Origin of the sequence: Actinocorallia sp. API 0066 (genome assembly GCF_020991275.1) — a bacterium.
Taxonomy (GTDB): domain Bacteria; phylum Actinomycetota; class Actinomycetes; order Streptosporangiales; family Streptosporangiaceae; genus Actinocorallia.
On the sequence record NZ_JAJLQY010000004.1, the window covers coordinates 378,197 to 393,262 of the forward strand.

Consider the following 15,066-nt stretch of genomic DNA (forward strand, 5'->3'; position numbering starts at 1 on the left):
CCCGCTCAGGGCTCCAGGGCGGTCCGCATGACGGAGAACTTGGCGCGGGCCTCGGCGAGCTCGGCGGCCGGGTCGGAGTCGCCGACGATGCCGCAGCCCGCGAACAGCCGGGCGCGGCTGCCGTCGAGCTGGGCGCAGCGCAGCGCGATGCCCCACTCGCCGTCGCCGCGCGCGTCCACCCAGCCGACGGGCCCCGCGTACCTGGCACGATCCATGGCCTCCAGCTCACGGATGAGGTCCATGGCGGCGTCCGTGGGGGTGCCGCAGACGGCGGGGGTGGGGTGCAGCGCCTCCAGGACGTCCAGGACGGACCGTTCGGCGGCGAGGGTGCCGCGCACGGGCGTCGCGAGGTGCTGGACGTTGGCCAGGCGCAGCAGCTCGGGCCGGTCGGGCACGGACAGTTCGGCGCACAGCGGCCCGAGCGCCTCGCGGACCATGTCGGCGGCGTAGGCGTGCTCGCGGCGGTCCTTGACCGAGGCCATGAGGGCGGTGCCGCGCGCGGCGTCGACCTCCGGGTCGGGGTCGCGCGGGGTCGTCCCGGCGAGCACCAGGGACTCCACGACGCCGCCGATCCGCCGGACGAGCAGTTCGGGGGTGGCGCCGACGAGCCCGTCGACGGCGAAGGTGTAGCAGTCGGGGTAGCGGGCGGCGAGCCTGCGCAGCAGGACGCGGGAGTCGATGGGTTCGGCGGCCTCGGCCCACAGGTCGCGGGCGAGGACGACCTTGCCGAGCCGCCCTTCGCGGATCCGTTCGACGGCGGCGCTGACGGCCCCGGCCCAGCCCTCGTCGTCCAGGGCGCCGCCGCGCCAGGACACCCGCGACGGCTCGGCCTGCGGGCGCAGGAGGGTCAGCGGGTCGGCGGTGTCGCCGATGACGGTGCTCCAGGCGTGCCCGTCGCGCCAGCCCAGGACGTACCGGGGGACGATGAGAACGGAGTCGTCGCTCTTGGGGTCGAACCCGAAGGTGCCGAAGGCGACCGGCCCGGAGCCGGGCACGCCGACGGGGTCGTCGACGTCGGCGGACTCGAAGAGGGAGGCGAGGGCGGCGCGGGCGCGGGCGAACCTGCCGTCACCGCCGGGGATCGGCACCCGGGCGGCCTCACCCCAGCCGACGAGGCCGCTGTCACGCCTGATCCAGGCGAGGGCCGCCGGATTCGGCAGCCGTCCGATGAGGTCGAGACGGCCGGGGGCGGGTAGGGTCCGCACCGTAAGCCGCTCGGAGGTTCCCAAAGCAACGCTCACGGCCCCACAGTACAGAAGAGTTGAACCCGTTCAAACCAGAGGTGTCACTGTTCACACAGCGGCCCGGAGGACGTCAACGACGGCGGGTAAGCTCGCGATCATGCAGAACCGCTGGATACCCCTCGAAGGCGCGGCCAACGTGCGTGACCTCGGCGGCCTCCCCACCCACGACGGCGGCGTCACCCGTTTCGGCAGGGTGCTGCGCGCGGACAACCTCCAGGGCCTCACCGAGGCCGACGTCACCGTGCTCGCGGGCCTGGGCGTCGGCCACGTGCTGGACCTGCGCACGGACATCGAGTTGCGGCGGGAGGGTCCGGGGCCGCTTACGCGCACCCAGGTGAAGCACCACCACCTGTCGCTGTTCACCGACGAGTTCGACGGCCCCGCGATCTCCTCGGACGCGCTGCTGCCCTGGCAGAAGCGCGACGCGCAGCGGGGGCAGCTCGACCGCGCGCTGGGCATCTACCACGGCTACCTGCGCGACAGGTCGGACTCGGTGCTGGCGGCGCTGCGGGTGATGGCGCACGAGGAGGACGGCGCGATCGTGCACTGCGCGGCGGGCAAGGACCGCACGGGCATCATCGCCGCGCTCGCCCTCGCGGCGGTGGGCGTCACCCGGGCGGCGATCGTCGCGGACTACGCGCTCACCGGCGAGCGGATCGACGCGATCCTGGCGCGGCTGCGGGCGTCGGAGACCTACCGGCACAGCCTTGAGGACCGCACCCCCGACAGCCACCGGCCGCACCCGTTCCTGATGGAGCGCTTCCTCGACGAGCTGGACGCCGCGCACGGCGGCGCGCTGCCCTGGCTGACGGCGCGCGGCTGGACGGGTTCCGACACCGAGGCGCTGCGGGTACGCCTGCTCGCCTGAACCGGACGCGCCGGACACGGCGGCCGAGATGTGCCCGAGTCCACGGGATCTTCGCCACATGGAACATTTTCCACTTTTCCGGTATGAATTACCTAGAAGTGGAGGGTGCATGCGCAAGATGTTCGTCCTGTTGGGGGCGCTGACCTCGGCGGGTCCGCTGGCGATCGACCTGTATCTGCCGGCCCTGCCGAACCTCGCCGCCGACCTGGGCGTCAGCGCGTCAGCCGCGCAGCTGTCCCTCACCGCGTTCATGGTCGGCCTCGGCACCGGCCAGATCATCGTCGGCCCGCTCAGCGACGCGTTCGGACGGCGGCGACCCCTGCTCATCGGGCTCGCCGCGTTCGCCGTCGTCTCGGTGGCGCTGACGGTGGCCCGGGACATCGAGGTCCTCATCGCGCTCCGCCTCCTGCAGGGCCTCACCGCGGCTACCGGCGTCGCGCTCACCAAGGCCGTCGTGCGCGACCTGTACAGCGGGGTGGAAGCCGCCCGGTTCTTCACCATGCTGATGCTGGTGACCGGGTTCGTCCCCCTCATCGCGCCCGTCGCCGGGGCCCAGTTGCTGCTGGTCACCACCTGGCCGGGGCTGTTCGCCACGATGGCGGCGCTCGGCGCGCTGCTGTGGCTCACCGCGCTGGTCGCGCTGCCGGAGACCCATCCGAAGGACGCGCGCCAGGCGTCGACCATACGGTCGGTGGTGCGCGCGATGGGCACCGTCGCGCGGCACCGGGGCTTCCTGTCGTTCACGCTGACGGCGGGCTGCGCGAGCGGCGCGATGTTCGGCTACATGGCGGGCTCGTCGTTCGTGCTCCAGGAGGTCTACGGGCTCAGCCCGCAGGGGTACAGCGTGATGTTCGGGCTGAACTCGCTCGGCATGATCCTCGGCGGGCAGACCGCGGGGCGGCTCGCCGGACGGGTCAGGATGAAAGTGCTGCTCGGCATCGGCCTCGGCGTGTCGGCGACGGCGGGGCTGACCGTGCTCGTCGGCGTCGTCACCGGGGCGGGGCTGCCGGTCATCATGCCCGCCCTGTTCGCCGTGGTGGCGGGCCAGGGGATGATCTACCCGATGGCGCTCACCCTGGCGATGAGCAGCCAGCCGCCGCACCGGGCGGGCAGCGCGTCGGCGCTGTTCGGGCTGGTGCAGTGGGTCGCGGGCGGCCTCACCGGGCCGCTGTCGGGCGCGTTCGGCACCGGCACCGCGCTGCCCCTCGCGCTCATCATCGCGGTGCTCGGGGTCGCGGCGTGCGTCACCGCGTTCCTGTTCACCCGCGGCGCCTCCGACAAGCAGCCTGTGGCTTCCGTCTGAGCGTGCCCGCTTACGCCCCGTCCAGCAGGGCTCGGGCCAGCGCGTAGGCGTCCGACAGCGAGGCGCCCTGGTAGGTGCGGGCGGCCAGGCCGGTCAGGTGGTGGTCGGCGTTGACGGCGACGGTGTGGGTGAGGTGCGCGAACAGCGGCGCGTCCGACATCGAGTCGCCGTAGGCGACGACCCGGGTGAGCGGCAGGCCGTGCCGGGCGCGCAGCCGCTCGGCGGCGGTCACCTTGGCGGCGGGGCTGAGGATGCCCGCCGGGTCGAGCGGCGCCCGGAAGGGCGGCGCGGGGAAGCGGGACGCGACCACCTCGTCGACGCCGACGGCGCGCAGCCGGTCGGCGAAGAAGTCGGGCGACAGGGTGATGACGGCGGTGTGCCCGCCGCGCGCCTTGATGTCGGCGCACACCTCGGCTATCCCGTCGATCCAGGGCGCGGCGGCGAAGGCGCTGGCGACGTGGTCGGGCGTGAGCGCGTGCCACAGGAGGTGCAGGCGGGCGGCGAAGGCGCGGGTGTCGATCTCGCCCGCGGCGAACTCCTGTTCCAGTGCCGCGAGTTCGGCGGTGCCGCCGAGTACCGCGGCGACCTCCAGCGCCGCGTTGGTGCCGCGCAGCAGGGTGCCGTCCATGTCGAAAAGGTGCAGTTCAGCCATCCTGCCATCCCAGCACGCGCGGGCCGGGCGGCGCACCGGGTTTTTCGCCGCGCCCGCCGCGATGTGTTCTCCATCGCACCCTGTTTTCCCAGCGAACGAGACATCGGATAATGACACATAGGCCGGTGATGCGTTACCGTGCCGAGCATCACGGATCGACGAGGAGAGTTCACGTGGGCGTGTTCGCCGAGGAACTGAAGCCGGCCGGAGGGGCAGCGCTGGACCAGGTGTTCATCGCCAGCGGCGCGGGGGTGGTGCTCGCCGCCGTGCTGCTGGTGCTGGGCTGGGGGCACCGCAGCGGAAGGCTCGACGCGCTGTCGAGGATCGCCGCTTACGTCACGCGGGGGGCGTCGCAAGGACTGCCGGGATGGGCGGCGCTGCCGTCACTGGTGTCCCTGGCCTCACTGCTCACCGCACTGCTGGGCATGTACTGGGACATCTCCCTGCACATCACCCGAGGCCGCGACGAGGGGCCGCTGGCCAACATCGCGCACTACCCCATCCTCATCGGGCTGTTCGGCATCTTCGCGGCGGGCGTCATCGCGCTCGTCCTGCCGCTGCGGGAGAAGCCGGGGCCCGACCCGGTGCGCATCACCCGGAACTGGTACGTCCCGGTCGGCGGCGCGCTCGTCGCGGGCGCCGGGTTCTACGCGCTGCTCGGCTTCCCGCTGGACGACGTGTGGCACCGCATCTTCGGCCAGGACGTCACCCTGTGGGGCCCCACCCACCTGATGCTCATCGGCGGCGCGGGCCTTTCCCTCGTCGGCATGATGGTGCTGGAGCGGGAGGGCCGCGTGGCCGGCGAGCCCGGGCCCGCGTTCCTGTCCTGGCTGCGGCGCGGCAGCATGGCGGGCGGCCTGCTCGTCGGCCTGTCGGTGTTCCAGGCCGAGTTCGACTTCGGCGTCCCCCAGTTCCGCCTGGTGAACCAGCCGTTCCTCATCGCGCTCGCGGCGGGCTGCGCGCTCGTCGTCGCCCGGCTGTGGGTCGGCCGGGGCGGCGCGCTCATGGCCGCCGCGTTCTACCTCGTGGTCCGGGGCGGGGTGTCGCTGCTGGTCGGGCCGGTCATCGGCGAGCTGACCCCGGCCGTCCCGATGTACCTGGCCGAGGCGCTGCTCGTCGAACTCGTCGCGCTGGCGCTGATCCGGCGGCCCTACCTGTTCGCCGCCGTCTCCGGACTCGCCATCGGGACCGCCGGGTTCGCCGCCCAGTACGTCTGGACGGGCTTCGCCTACCGGCTGCCCTGGACGACCGACCTCGTGCCCGAAGGCGTCGTCATGGCCACCGCGGGCGGCCTCGCGGGCGCTGTACTCGGTGTGCTGCTGGCGGAGGGGCTCGCGGGACGGCTGCCCCAGCCCGCCGTCACGAACACCCTGTTCGCCGGGGCCCTCGTGGTGATAGCCGGATGCGTCGCCAACGGGCTCATCGCCACGGTGCCGCAGGACGTCACGGCGCGCGTCCAGATCGCGCAGGACGGCAACGCGACCATCACCCTGAACCGGCCCCTCGACGACCCCGCGTGGGTCCAGGTGACCGGCTGGCAGGGCGGCGACCTGCACGTGGACCTGCTGGAGCGGACCGGTCCCGAAACCTACCGGACGACGTCGCCGCTGCCCCTGGACGGCACCTGGAAGACCCTCGTGCGGCTCCACGACGGGCGCGACCTGTCGGCGGTGCCGATCTTCCTGCCGGAGGACCCGGCGATCGGCGCGCCCGAACTGGCCGCCGTGCCCGACGCGACCCGCCCCGCCCAGTCGGAGAAGCTCATCCTGCAGCGCGAGCTCAAGACGGACGTGCCTGGATGGGTCTGGGGCGCCGCCTCCCTCGTGGTACTGGTGTGCTCGCTGGTACTCGTCGTCTCCCTCGGGTGGGGCACCCGCCGGATCGCCCGTGCGACGGCCGGGCGTCCCGAGGTAAGTTCGCGGTCATGATTCTCGCCGACCACTCCGTAACCGAGGCCATCGCCCTGTTCGTCCCGGCCGTGGCCATCGTCACGGTGATCGCGGGCGCCGTCGTCATCGACCGCCGCCGGGCCGCGCAGGAGGACGCCGAGAACCCTGACTCCCCCGCCCCCGCCGACACCGCGCCCGCCGCAGGCGAGCCGACGTCCTAACAAACACGACGAAGCCCGGAGAGATACTTCCCTCTCCGGGCTTCGTCGTTCGGGTCAGCGGCCTACGGCGGAGCGGACGGCCGCCTCGATGACCTCCAGGCCCGCGATCGCGTCGGCCATCGGGACGGGCGGAGGGGCGCCGTTCTCCAGCGTCGCGACGACGCCCTTGTAGAAGTCCTGGTAGGCGCCGAGATCAGTGCGGACGGGACGGGCCCTGCCGGGCACGCCGAGCAGCCCGTACGTCTCCGGCGGCATCTGGCCCCAGCCGGGCTCGCGCGGGGTCCGTCCGGCGCGCAGCGCGTCCTCCTGGCCGTCCATGCCGTGGATGACGTAGGACGCCTGCTCGCCCAGCACCCGGAAGCGCGGCCCCAGGTCGGCGGCGGTCGCGCTCATCCACAGGTGCGAGCGGACGCCGCCCGGATGGGTGAGGCCGAGGAACACGTCGTCGGCCACGTGCGCGCCGGGCCGTCGTGTGTCCATCTCGGCGTAGACGTGGGTGGGCGGGCCGAACAGGCAGATCGACTGGTCGATCAGGTGGGCGCCCAGGTCGTACAGGATGCTTCCGGCGTCGGCGGGGTCGCGCGACTCCTTCCACGACTCCTTGACCTCCGGCCTCCACCGCTCGAACCGCGACTCGAACCGCTGCACCTTGCCGAGCGCGCCCTCGCCGATGAGCCTCCGGACCGTCCTGAAGTCACCGTCCCAACGACGATTGTGGTACGGGAACACGGGCGGCCCGTAGGACTCCAGCTCCCTCGCCTGCGCGGACGTCACCGCGATCGGCTTGTCGACGACGACGGGCAGCCCCACCTTGAGCGCGTCCGCCGCCAGCGGCACATGGGTGCGGTTCGGGGTGGAGACGACGACGAGGTCGCAGTGGCCCGGCTCGGCGAACACCATGCCGGGCTCGGGCAGCACCGCCACCCCGGGATAGCGCCGCCGCACCTCCTCCTGCCGCTCGGGGTTGCCCGTCACGACGGCCACCAGCACCATCCCGGGCACGGAGGTGATGAGCGGGGCGTGGAAGGCCGCACCGCCCAGCCCGTATCCGATGAGCACCACACGCAACGTCATGTACCGATCATGACAAACCACCAGCACGTCGCAAGAGGGAGGGGTCCCCTCTGACCTGCACGAGTGCCTCAGGGCAGGCGCAGCCGGGCGAACACCGCGCGGTGGTCGCTCTCGGGCAGCGGGTGGACGGCGAAGTCGAGGACGGCGACGCGCCGGTCGGCGAAGACGTGGTCGATGGCGATGCCGGGGAGCCTGCGGCCGTCAGCGGGCCATGTCGCCTTGAGCGCGGCGCCGCGCGCTTCGGCGGCGCTGCGGTAGCCGGTGGCCAGGACGCGGCGGATCGTCGTGTGGTCGAGGGTGGCGTTGAAGTCGCCCGCGAGGATCCTGACGGTGCCGTCCGGGGTGGCTGCGGGGATCGCGGCCTGGCTGTCGCGCCAGCACGCGTCAAGGCCGGGGTAGAGCGGAGCGCACGTGTGCACGGCGACGACCTCCACCGGGCCGCCCGCGCCCGGCACCCGCACCTCGGCCCTGACGGCGCCCGCCGGGGCGGGCCCGGGGACGGTGAAGGGGTACCGCGAGTACAGGGTGGTGTCGTTGGTGCCGTCCTCGGCGTACGGGAGGTGCTCGCGCAGGCCCGCGGCGTCCAGGCCCTCCTTGGCGTGCCGTGGCAGCTCCGACAGGGCGAGGACGTCCACGTGGAGCGTCTGGACGAGGCGCAGGACGTCGGCGGGAGGGGTGCGGCCGAACAGGAGGTTCGCGGCGAGGACGCGCAGCTCGGGGCCCCGCGCGGCGGGCTCGCCGTCGGGGATGGCGCGGGGGGCGAGCAGCATGCCGAAGGCGGTGACGACGGCGAGGCCCGCGGCGGCGGCCGAGCAGCGGCGCAGCAGCAGCGCGCCGAGCGGCGCGACCGCCGACGCGGCGGCGACATAGGGGGTGAACGAGACGAGCTGGACCCAGCGGAAGGCGGCGTCCCAGCCCGACACGCGTACCAGCGTCCACGTGGCGAAGGGCGTGACGAGCGCCCACGCGACGACGGTCTTCCAGCGCCCCATTCCCCCGGCCCCCCATGGCAGGAAACGCCTCACCAGCGGGCCGCACGGGCGTGGCGTACCCTCCCTGAGCCTAACAGCGGGGGGATCACCCCCGGTGCGGGCGATCAGTCGGTTGGATATGGCAACCTGGAGGGATGAGCACCTCGGCGCGTCCCTGCTCGATCGCCGCCGCCCTCCAGATCGTCGGCGAACGCTGGGCGCTGCTCGCGATCCGCGAGATCTTCCTCGGCAACCGCAGGTTCGACGAGATCGCCCGCAACACGGGCGCCTCCCGCGACATCCTCACCGCCCGGCTGCGCTCCCTGGAGACGGCGGGCGTGCTCACCCGGCGGCCCTACCAGGACCGTCCCGCGCGCTACGAGTACCACCTGACCGAGGCGGGCCGCGACCTCGCGCCCGTCCTCACCGCGCTGCGCACCTGGGGCGACACCTGGGTCTCCGACACCCCGCCCGTGACCGCCACCCACACCCCGTGCGGCCACCCCCTCACCTCCGTCACCCTCTGCCCCCACTGCCACACCCCCACCACCCCCGAAACCACCCACCTCACCGTCAACACCCCCGACTGGACCCTCAAGGGCCCCACCCCCTGACCCCGTCCCCTGCGCCCTGGCGGCCGATCTGCCGGGGTGCGTAGGGTTCGGTGCGTTGTTTCCGTGCGACCGCCGGGTCGGGCGGGTTCGGGTGTTCTTGCGAGGAGACGGTGTGGACCTGCGGGAGACGATTCCGGTGGCGTGGCATGGCGATCGGTCCAGATTCGTCTACTTCTGGGGGCATCGGCCGACGCGGAGCGGGAACCACGTTTTCTCGCAGTGGTTTGAACACACGTTCGAACTGGGTAGTGTCCGGTACGCGTCGGCCGAGCACTACATGATGGCGGAGAAGGCCCGCCTGTTCGGCGACGAGGAAGCGCTGCACCGGGTCCACCACGCGCGGAACCCGGGCGCGGCGAAGGCAGCCGGCAGGAAGGTCGTGGGTTTTGATGAGGACGTCTGGGCAGCACACCGCTTCGACATCGTCGTGCGCGGCAACGTCGCGAAGTTCGCCTCCTCCCCCGAGCTTCGCGCCCGTCTCCGCGACACCGGCGACCGTGTCATCGTCGAGGCCAGCCCTCTGGACCCGGTCTGGGGCATCGGCCTGTCCGCCGACCACACCCACGCCCCCGACCCCGCCCACTGGCCGGGCACCAACCTCCTCGGCTTCGCCCTCATGCAGGCCCGCACCCACCTCACCTGACGCCCGCCCCGCCGAACCGACGCACCACCAGCCCCGTCCCCCACGGTTACCGTCACCCCGCCCTCCGACGGTCAGGGGGTGGGGGTCCAGGTGTTGGCGGGGGTGCGGTGGACGGGGACGGGGGTGCCGTTGACGGGGATGTGGAGGGCGTCGGGGGTGCCGGTGGGGAGGTCCAGGCGGAGGGCGCCGGGGGTTTCCCTGGTGGTGAAGGTGAGGGTGGGGAAGGTGGTGCGGAGGGACTTCTTGAGGGTGCCCGGGAGGGGGTCGGTGGTGCACGGGGCGTTGACGGGGCAGCGGCGGTCCAGGACGACGAGGCGGTCGGGGTCCGCGTCGCCGACGGTGCGGAAGGCGGCGGCGTAGGCGGCGCCGAGGTCGGCGAGGTCGGCGAGGTCCAGCAGGACGTCCGCGGAGCTCTGCGGGACGGCGGACTCCGACGAGGTCGCGGCGCCCGGCGGGGTGGGGCCGCCCGCGGTCGTCTCGGGGCGCTCGGCGGCGTCGGGGTCGGTGGTGTACGCCTCGGGCACCGCGGCGGGGGCGCCGCCGGAGCCGTCCTCGTTCCGGGAGTAGGACTGGCCCGCGGCGGTCGAGTCGGCCTGCTGCTGGGAGGGCAGGGCGGTGTAGGCGACAGGGAGCAGGAAGGCGGCGAGGGCGGTGCAGGCGGCGGCGGAGGCCACGACGGTGAGGCGGCGGCGACGGCGGGTGCGGCGGCCGGTGGCGATGACGGAGTCGGCGAGCGACGGGCCGGGCGCGGGGGCGTCGTCGGCGAGAAGGGAGAGCAGTGCCTTGTCATCCATGGGCGTCGTCCCGCACTCCGTAGGCTTCGCGGAGCTTGTCAAGGCCGCGCATGGTCTGGCTGCGGACCGTCACCGCCGAGCAGCCGAGCAGGTCGGCGACCTCGGCGACCTCAAGCCCGACCCAGTGGCGCAGCACGACGGCGGCGCGCTGCCCGGCGGGCAGGGCGGCGAGCGCGGCGCGCAGTCGCACGTTGCCGTCCACCGCGGCGAACGGGTCGGCGCCGGGCCGCTCGGGGAGCGTCTCGGCGGGGGTCTCGTGCCTGCGGTGCGGGCGGCGGTGTTCGTCGGCGGCGACGGTGACGAGGATCCGGCGCACGTACGCCTCCGGGTTCGTCTCGATGCGCTTCCACCGAAGATACGCCTTGACCAGCGCGTTCTGCACGAGGTCCTCGGCGGCGGAGCGGTCGGCGGTGAGCAGGTAGGCCAGGCGCAGCAGCGAGGGGGAGCGCTCAGCGACGAACCGTCGGAACGACTCCTCGTCGGCCATCGGGGTGCTCCCCCCTTATCCGGGTACCTGCCACACCGTCGTGCGCTTGTGCCTGGCGTCCTCCAGGGCCCGGCTCACCGGCACATCGTAACGGGCCAGCGCGGTGAACGTCCCGCGCGGCAGATAGCGCCGCCCGGGGTCGCCGACGAGGACGAGCGCGCCGGCCCGCGCCCGTCTGCGCAGGTACGGTTCGACGCGCCGCGACATCGCCTTGTCGTAGAACACGTCGCCGGCGAGCACGACGTCGCACCGTTCGGCCTCGGGTTCGGCGTCGTCGAGCACGTCGGCGCACAGCGCGGTGACGGCGACGGCGTTGGCCTCGGCGTTGGCGAGCACGGCGGCGCCCGCGTACGGGTCGACCTCGGCGGCGACGACCTCGCGGGCCCCGGCGCGCGCCGCGGCGACGGCGACGACGCCGGAGCCGGACGCGAAGTCCAGCACGCGCCGCCCGCGCACGAGTTCGGGACGGTCGAGGACGTACCGGGCCAGGGCGAGACCGCCGGTCCACGCGAACGCCCAATAGGGCAGTCCGGTGTCTTCGGTGCGCTCCCACAGGCCGTAAGGGTCGTCTGCCTGGTGGAGCACGATCTCGGGAAGGAGCGGGACGGGCTTGAGACGCGTGTGCGCGCGCACAAAGGAGAGTTCTTCGGGCGCCTTGCAGAGCGGGGGGTTCGGCTGCACGGTGCCGACCTTAATCCGACCGACCTGACAACGCCATTTCCCGCGGTCATTTCTCCCGGGATTCAATTTTGTTGCAATATCGGACTAACTCCCGACCGGCCCCAACACACCGTCAAAATCGGTCATAGAAGACAAACGCCAACCAGGCCCCGGGGACCCCCGGGGGTGCAACAGTAAATAAACCTGCCTATTATGGTCGGTCATGGTCTCCCCCAGGATGTCCGTCGCCGCGGTCTTCTGCCTGCACGGCGCGGTCGGCGGTTCGTTCGCCACCCGGATCCCGTGGATCCAGGAGCACGTGGACACCGGCCCGGCCGGGCTGGGCCTGGCGCTGCTCGCCCCCGCGCTCGGCGCGTTCCTCGCCATGCCGCTCACCGGAAGGCTGATCCACCGCAGAGGCGCCCGCACCGTCACCCGCGCCACCGCCGTGCTGTTCGCCGCCGCGCTCGTCCCCCCGTCCCTGGCCGCCGACCTGCCCGTCCTGTGGGTGCTGCTGTTCGGCTACGGCGTGCTCGGCGGCGTCTGCGACGTGGCGATGAACGGCCTCGGCGTCGAGGTCGAGCGGGAGCTGGGCAGGCCGATCATGTCCGGCCTGCACGGCATGTGGAGCGTCGGCGCGCTGCTCGGCGCGGGCGCGGGCGCGCTGGCGGCGGCCGCCCACGTGGACGCCCGCACGCACTTCGCCGCGGCGGCCGCCGTCCTCGTCGTCGTGGCGCTGCTGGCGGCGCGCGGCCTGCCGGACCCGCCGCCGGGCCTCGCCGAACCGGCCAGGTTCACGCTGCCGGGGCGCGAACTGCTCGGCATCGGCCTCGTCGGGTTCTGCGCGGTGTTCGCCGAGGGCGCCACCGCCGACTGGTGCGCCGTCTACCTGCGCGACGTCGTGGACGCGGGCCCCGGCATCGCCGCGTCGTCATACACGGCGTTCGCGGTGACCATGGCCGTCAGCAGGCTGCTCGGTGACACGCTCGTGGCCCGCATCGGCACCGTCCGCATGGTCAGGGTGAGCGGCGCCCTCGCCGTTGTGGGCGGCGTCCTCGTGGTGACGGCGGCCTCCCCGCTCCCGGCCATCGCGGGGTTCGCGTTGATCGGCCTCGGCATCGCGGTCGTGGTGCCGCTGGCGTTCGCGGCGGCGGGCCGGGCGGCGGCGGTGCCGAACGAGGGGGTGGCGGCGGTCGCGACCATCACCTACTCGTGCCTGTTGGTCTCCCCCGCCCTCATCGGCGGCCTCGCCTCCGTGACGTCGCTGCCCGTGTCGTTCGCGGTGATCACCGCGATGGCGCTGCTCATGACGCTCTCCGCGGGCTTCCTGCGCCCCGCCGACGCCAGGACCGCCTGAACCGCCCGCCCCCCGCTCGTGAACGCGTCAACGGGCCGCCGCCGAACCGGCGGCGCCGGAAGGTCAGCCGAGCAGCCGCAGGGCCCTCTGCGTGCCGCTCCGGGCCGCGCTGGCGGCGAGCCGAGGCACGGCCCCGGGCGCGGTGCGCAGCGTGACGCGCACCGCGATCGCGGCGGCGGCCTCGCCCGCGGGCCCGGAGACGACGAGTTCGGTGACGCGCCGGGTCGCGCGGGACACCGCGCCGTCCGCCGCCGCCGGTGCCTCCGCGCCGCGCAGCACGCCCACCGCGCCCGTCCAGGCGACCCTGACGGACTCGCGGGTGCTCTCCCGCATCCGCTCCCGCAGCGCGGCCCTGGCGACCTCCTCGGTCATCTCGGTGAGCGCCCGCCCGAGGTCGGTGCCCGCCGCCCACGCGGCGGCGCCGGTCACACCGCGTTCGGCGAGGTCGGTGATCCCGGCCGCCCCGACGAGCCCGACGGCCTGCCGCACCGGCTCGCTGCGCGCCACGCCCCCGGCCCACGCGACGGCCGCCGCAGGCACCGGCCCGGCCTCCACGAGCCGCGCCGCGATCTCCTCGGCGGCCTGGCGCGCCGCGTTCTCGGCGACCTCAAGGGCGAGTTCGGGACCCACCTCGATCACCACGTCCATGACCACGTCGGCGACGACGTCCGTCACCGAGTCCAACGCGGCGTCCACCGCGAGCCGACCGAGCGTGCTGCCCGCCGCCTTCTCGGTGAGCCCCGCCCACGTGGAGGCCGTCACCCGCGTCAGCGGGTTGCGCAGCGCGAGCCGCCGCGCCGCCTTCGACAGCGGATGCCCGGCCGCCTGCCCCGCGACGGACAAGGCCGTCGCCGTGACGCCGTAAGCGGCACCCGTCACGGCATGCGACCCGGCAGCCGACGCAAGCTGATCGACCGCCTGTTCGGCGATCGAGACGGCGAGCCGCTGCGCCGCCGTCTGTGCCGCGCGCTCCACCGGCGCCCGCACCACGGGCAGGTCCAGCGCCCGCTCCAGGCCCGTCCGCGCGACGCCCACCGTGACGTCGCGCCCGAGATCACGCACAGGCCGCGCGATCAGGGAGCCGAGCCGCAGCAGATCGCCGACCTCACGGCGGAGTGCCGACCCGGTGCCGTGTTCCGCCGTCATCGCCCCGCCCCTCGCCTCGGTTCCGCGCGCGGCGGCCGTGGTGGTCCCTCCAGGTAACCACGCGGAACGCCGGCGGCGAAGAGGGTATCCCCCGCGGCCTGCGAAGCAATCCAAGATCGGGCCCGGCGGTCGCCGTCCGGGAGGCGTGATCCGGGGCACGCTGAGTAGGTTTGAGGCCATGAGCAATCTGGAGACGGCGCCCGAGCCGGTCCGCACGGGCGGGACGGCCGAGGTCAAGGCGACGCCCGTGCGGGAGCTGCTGCCGATGAAGGAGGTGCTGCTGGGCGGCACCCGGGTGCGCCGCCTCCTGCCGTCGTTCGGCCGCCGGATGGTCGGCGCGTGGTGCTTCCTGGACCACTACGGCCCCGACGACGTCGCCAACGAGCCGGGTATGCGGGTGCCGCCGCATCCGCACGTCGGCCTGCAGACCGTCAGCTGGCTGCACGCGGGCGACGTCCTGCACCGCGACAGCCTGGGCAGCCTCGCCACGATCCGGCCGGGCGAACTCGGCCTGATGACGGCGGGCCGGGGCATCGCCCACTCCGAGGAGTCCCCGGTGCCGCACCCTTCGGTGCTGCACGGCGCCCAGCTCTGGACGGCCCTGCCTGACGCGGCCCGCCACAAGGACCCCGCGTTCGCCCACCACACCGACCTGCCTGTGGTGACGGCCCCCGGCCTGCGCGCGACGGTGTTCCTGGGCGAGCTGGACGGCGCCCTCTCCCCCGGTGAGGTGTTCACCCCGATCACCGGCGCCGACGTGACGGTCGAGGCGGGCGGCGAGGCGAGCCTCCCCCTGGAGTACGACTTCGAGTACGCCGTCCTCACCATGACGGGCGACGTCAGGATCGACGGCGCGGAGGCCCCCGTAGGGCACCTCCTCTACCTGGGCTGCGGCCGCGACGAACTCCCGGTGGAGGCGGGCTCCGCCACGAGGTTCCTGCTCCTGGGCGGCGTCCCCTTCGAGGAGAAGCTCGTCATGTGGTGGAACTTCGTCGCCCGCACCGGAACCGAGATCGCCGCCGCCCGCGAGGCGTGGATGACCGGCGACGCCCTGGGCGTCGTGCACGGCTACGACGGCCCGCGCGTGCCCGCCCCCGCCCTCCCGACGACCCCGCTGAAGCCGCGCGGCCGGGAGCGCTGACC

At 73.7% G+C, this 15,066-nt stretch carries 16 protein-coding genes; 8 read left to right on the forward strand and 8 right to left on the reverse strand.

Annotated elements, in window-relative coordinates; translation table 11 throughout:
• Positions 1-5: 5 nt before the first annotated feature.
• Complete coding sequence (locus tag LO762_RS12670; protein ID WP_230614807.1) at positions 6-1,241, reverse strand: isochorismate synthase MenF; 1,236 nt, start codon at positions 1,239-1,241, stop codon at positions 6-8.
• Between the two features lie 100 nt (positions 1,242-1,341).
• Here LO762_RS12670 and LO762_RS12675 point away from each other — a divergent pair, with 100 nt between their 5' ends.
• Both LO762_RS12675 and LO762_RS12680 read left to right on the forward strand, forming a co-directional pair.
• Complete coding sequence (locus tag LO762_RS12675; protein ID WP_230614808.1) at positions 1,342-2,112, forward strand: tyrosine-protein phosphatase; 771 nt, start codon at positions 1,342-1,344, stop codon at positions 2,110-2,112.
• 109 nt (positions 2,113-2,221) lie between these two features.
• Entirely contained in the window at positions 2,222-3,415 is a 1,194-nt protein-coding gene (locus tag LO762_RS12680; protein ID WP_230614809.1) for a multidrug effflux MFS transporter, read from the forward strand.
• 10 nt (positions 3,416-3,425) lie between these two features.
• On the opposite strand, the gene LO762_RS12685 is transcribed toward LO762_RS12680, so the two are convergent.
• Positions 3,426-4,067 carry an HAD family phosphatase gene (locus LO762_RS12685; protein ID WP_230614810.1) on the reverse strand — a complete coding sequence of 214 codons (642 nt, stop codon included), beginning with the start codon at positions 4,065-4,067 and terminating at the stop codon, positions 3,426-3,428.
• A 173-nt stretch (positions 4,068-4,240) separates the two neighbouring features.
• Between LO762_RS12685 and LO762_RS12690 the strand changes: the two genes are divergently transcribed.
• Together LO762_RS12690 and LO762_RS12695 are read left to right on the forward strand one after the other, a co-directional pair.
• Entirely contained in the window at positions 4,241-5,995 is a 1,755-nt protein-coding gene (locus tag LO762_RS12690) for a hypothetical protein (protein ID WP_230614811.1), read from the forward strand.
• Positions 5,992-6,177, forward strand: a complete 186-nt coding sequence (locus tag LO762_RS12695; RefSeq protein ID WP_230614812.1) for a hypothetical protein — start codon at positions 5,992-5,994, stop codon at positions 6,175-6,177. Before LO762_RS12690 ends, LO762_RS12695 begins: the two co-directional genes overlap by 4 nt.
• Positions 6,178-6,231: 54 nt before the next feature.
• On the opposite strand, the gene LO762_RS12700 is transcribed toward LO762_RS12695, so the two are convergent.
• Both LO762_RS12700 and LO762_RS12705 read right to left on the reverse strand, forming a co-directional pair.
• On the reverse strand, positions 6,232-7,251 hold the full coding sequence (locus tag LO762_RS12700; protein ID WP_230614813.1) for a Gfo/Idh/MocA family oxidoreductase: 1,020 nt from the start codon (positions 7,249-7,251) through the stop codon (positions 6,232-6,234).
• 68 nt (positions 7,252-7,319) lie between these two features.
• Positions 7,320-8,243, reverse strand: a complete 924-nt coding sequence (locus LO762_RS12705) for an endonuclease/exonuclease/phosphatase family protein (RefSeq protein WP_230614814.1) — start codon at positions 8,241-8,243, stop codon at positions 7,320-7,322.
• Positions 8,244-8,377: 134 nt separating this feature from the next.
• Here LO762_RS12705 and LO762_RS12710 point away from each other — a divergent pair, with 134 nt between their 5' ends.
• Both LO762_RS12710 and LO762_RS12715 read left to right on the forward strand, forming a co-directional pair.
• Positions 8,378-8,836: a helix-turn-helix domain-containing protein gene (locus LO762_RS12710; protein WP_230614815.1), complete on the forward strand. Its 459-nt coding sequence runs from the start codon at positions 8,378-8,380 to the stop codon at positions 8,834-8,836.
• A gap of 136 nt (positions 8,837-8,972) precedes the next feature.
• Positions 8,973-9,479, forward strand: a complete 507-nt coding sequence (locus LO762_RS12715; protein ID WP_230614980.1) for an NADAR family protein — start codon at positions 8,973-8,975, stop codon at positions 9,477-9,479.
• A 71-nt stretch (positions 9,480-9,550) separates the two neighbouring features.
• Here LO762_RS12715 and LO762_RS12720 read toward each other — a convergent pair whose 3' ends face one another.
• The 3 genes from LO762_RS12720 to LO762_RS12730 are packed head-to-tail and all read right to left on the reverse strand — an operon-like array spanning position 9,551 to position 11,441.
• Complete coding sequence (locus tag LO762_RS12720) at positions 9,551-10,273, reverse strand: hypothetical protein (protein ID WP_230614816.1); 723 nt, start codon at positions 10,271-10,273, stop codon at positions 9,551-9,553.
• Positions 10,266-10,760: a SigE family RNA polymerase sigma factor gene (locus LO762_RS12725; RefSeq protein ID WP_230614817.1), complete on the reverse strand. Its 495-nt coding sequence runs from the start codon at positions 10,758-10,760 to the stop codon at positions 10,266-10,268. Before LO762_RS12725 ends, LO762_RS12720 begins: the two co-directional genes overlap by 8 nt.
• A gap of 15 nt (positions 10,761-10,775) precedes the next feature.
• Entirely contained in the window at positions 10,776-11,441 is a 666-nt protein-coding gene (locus tag LO762_RS12730; RefSeq protein ID WP_230614818.1) for a methyltransferase, read from the reverse strand.
• A gap of 202 nt (positions 11,442-11,643) precedes the next feature.
• Between LO762_RS12730 and LO762_RS12735 the strand changes: the two genes are divergently transcribed.
• Positions 11,644-12,777: an MFS transporter gene (locus LO762_RS12735; protein ID WP_230614819.1), complete on the forward strand. Its 1,134-nt coding sequence runs from the start codon at positions 11,644-11,646 to the stop codon at positions 12,775-12,777.
• A 63-nt stretch (positions 12,778-12,840) separates the two neighbouring features.
• Here LO762_RS12735 and LO762_RS12740 read toward each other — a convergent pair whose 3' ends face one another.
• Complete coding sequence (locus tag LO762_RS12740) at positions 12,841-13,923, reverse strand: hypothetical protein (RefSeq protein WP_230614820.1); 1,083 nt, start codon at positions 13,921-13,923, stop codon at positions 12,841-12,843.
• A 178-nt stretch (positions 13,924-14,101) separates the two neighbouring features.
• Between LO762_RS12740 and LO762_RS12745 the strand changes: the two genes are divergently transcribed.
• A complete protein-coding gene (locus LO762_RS12745; protein ID WP_230614821.1) occupies positions 14,102-15,064 on the forward strand; it encodes a pirin family protein in 963 nt (320 codons plus the stop codon).
• Positions 15,065-15,066: the final 2 nt, after the last annotated feature.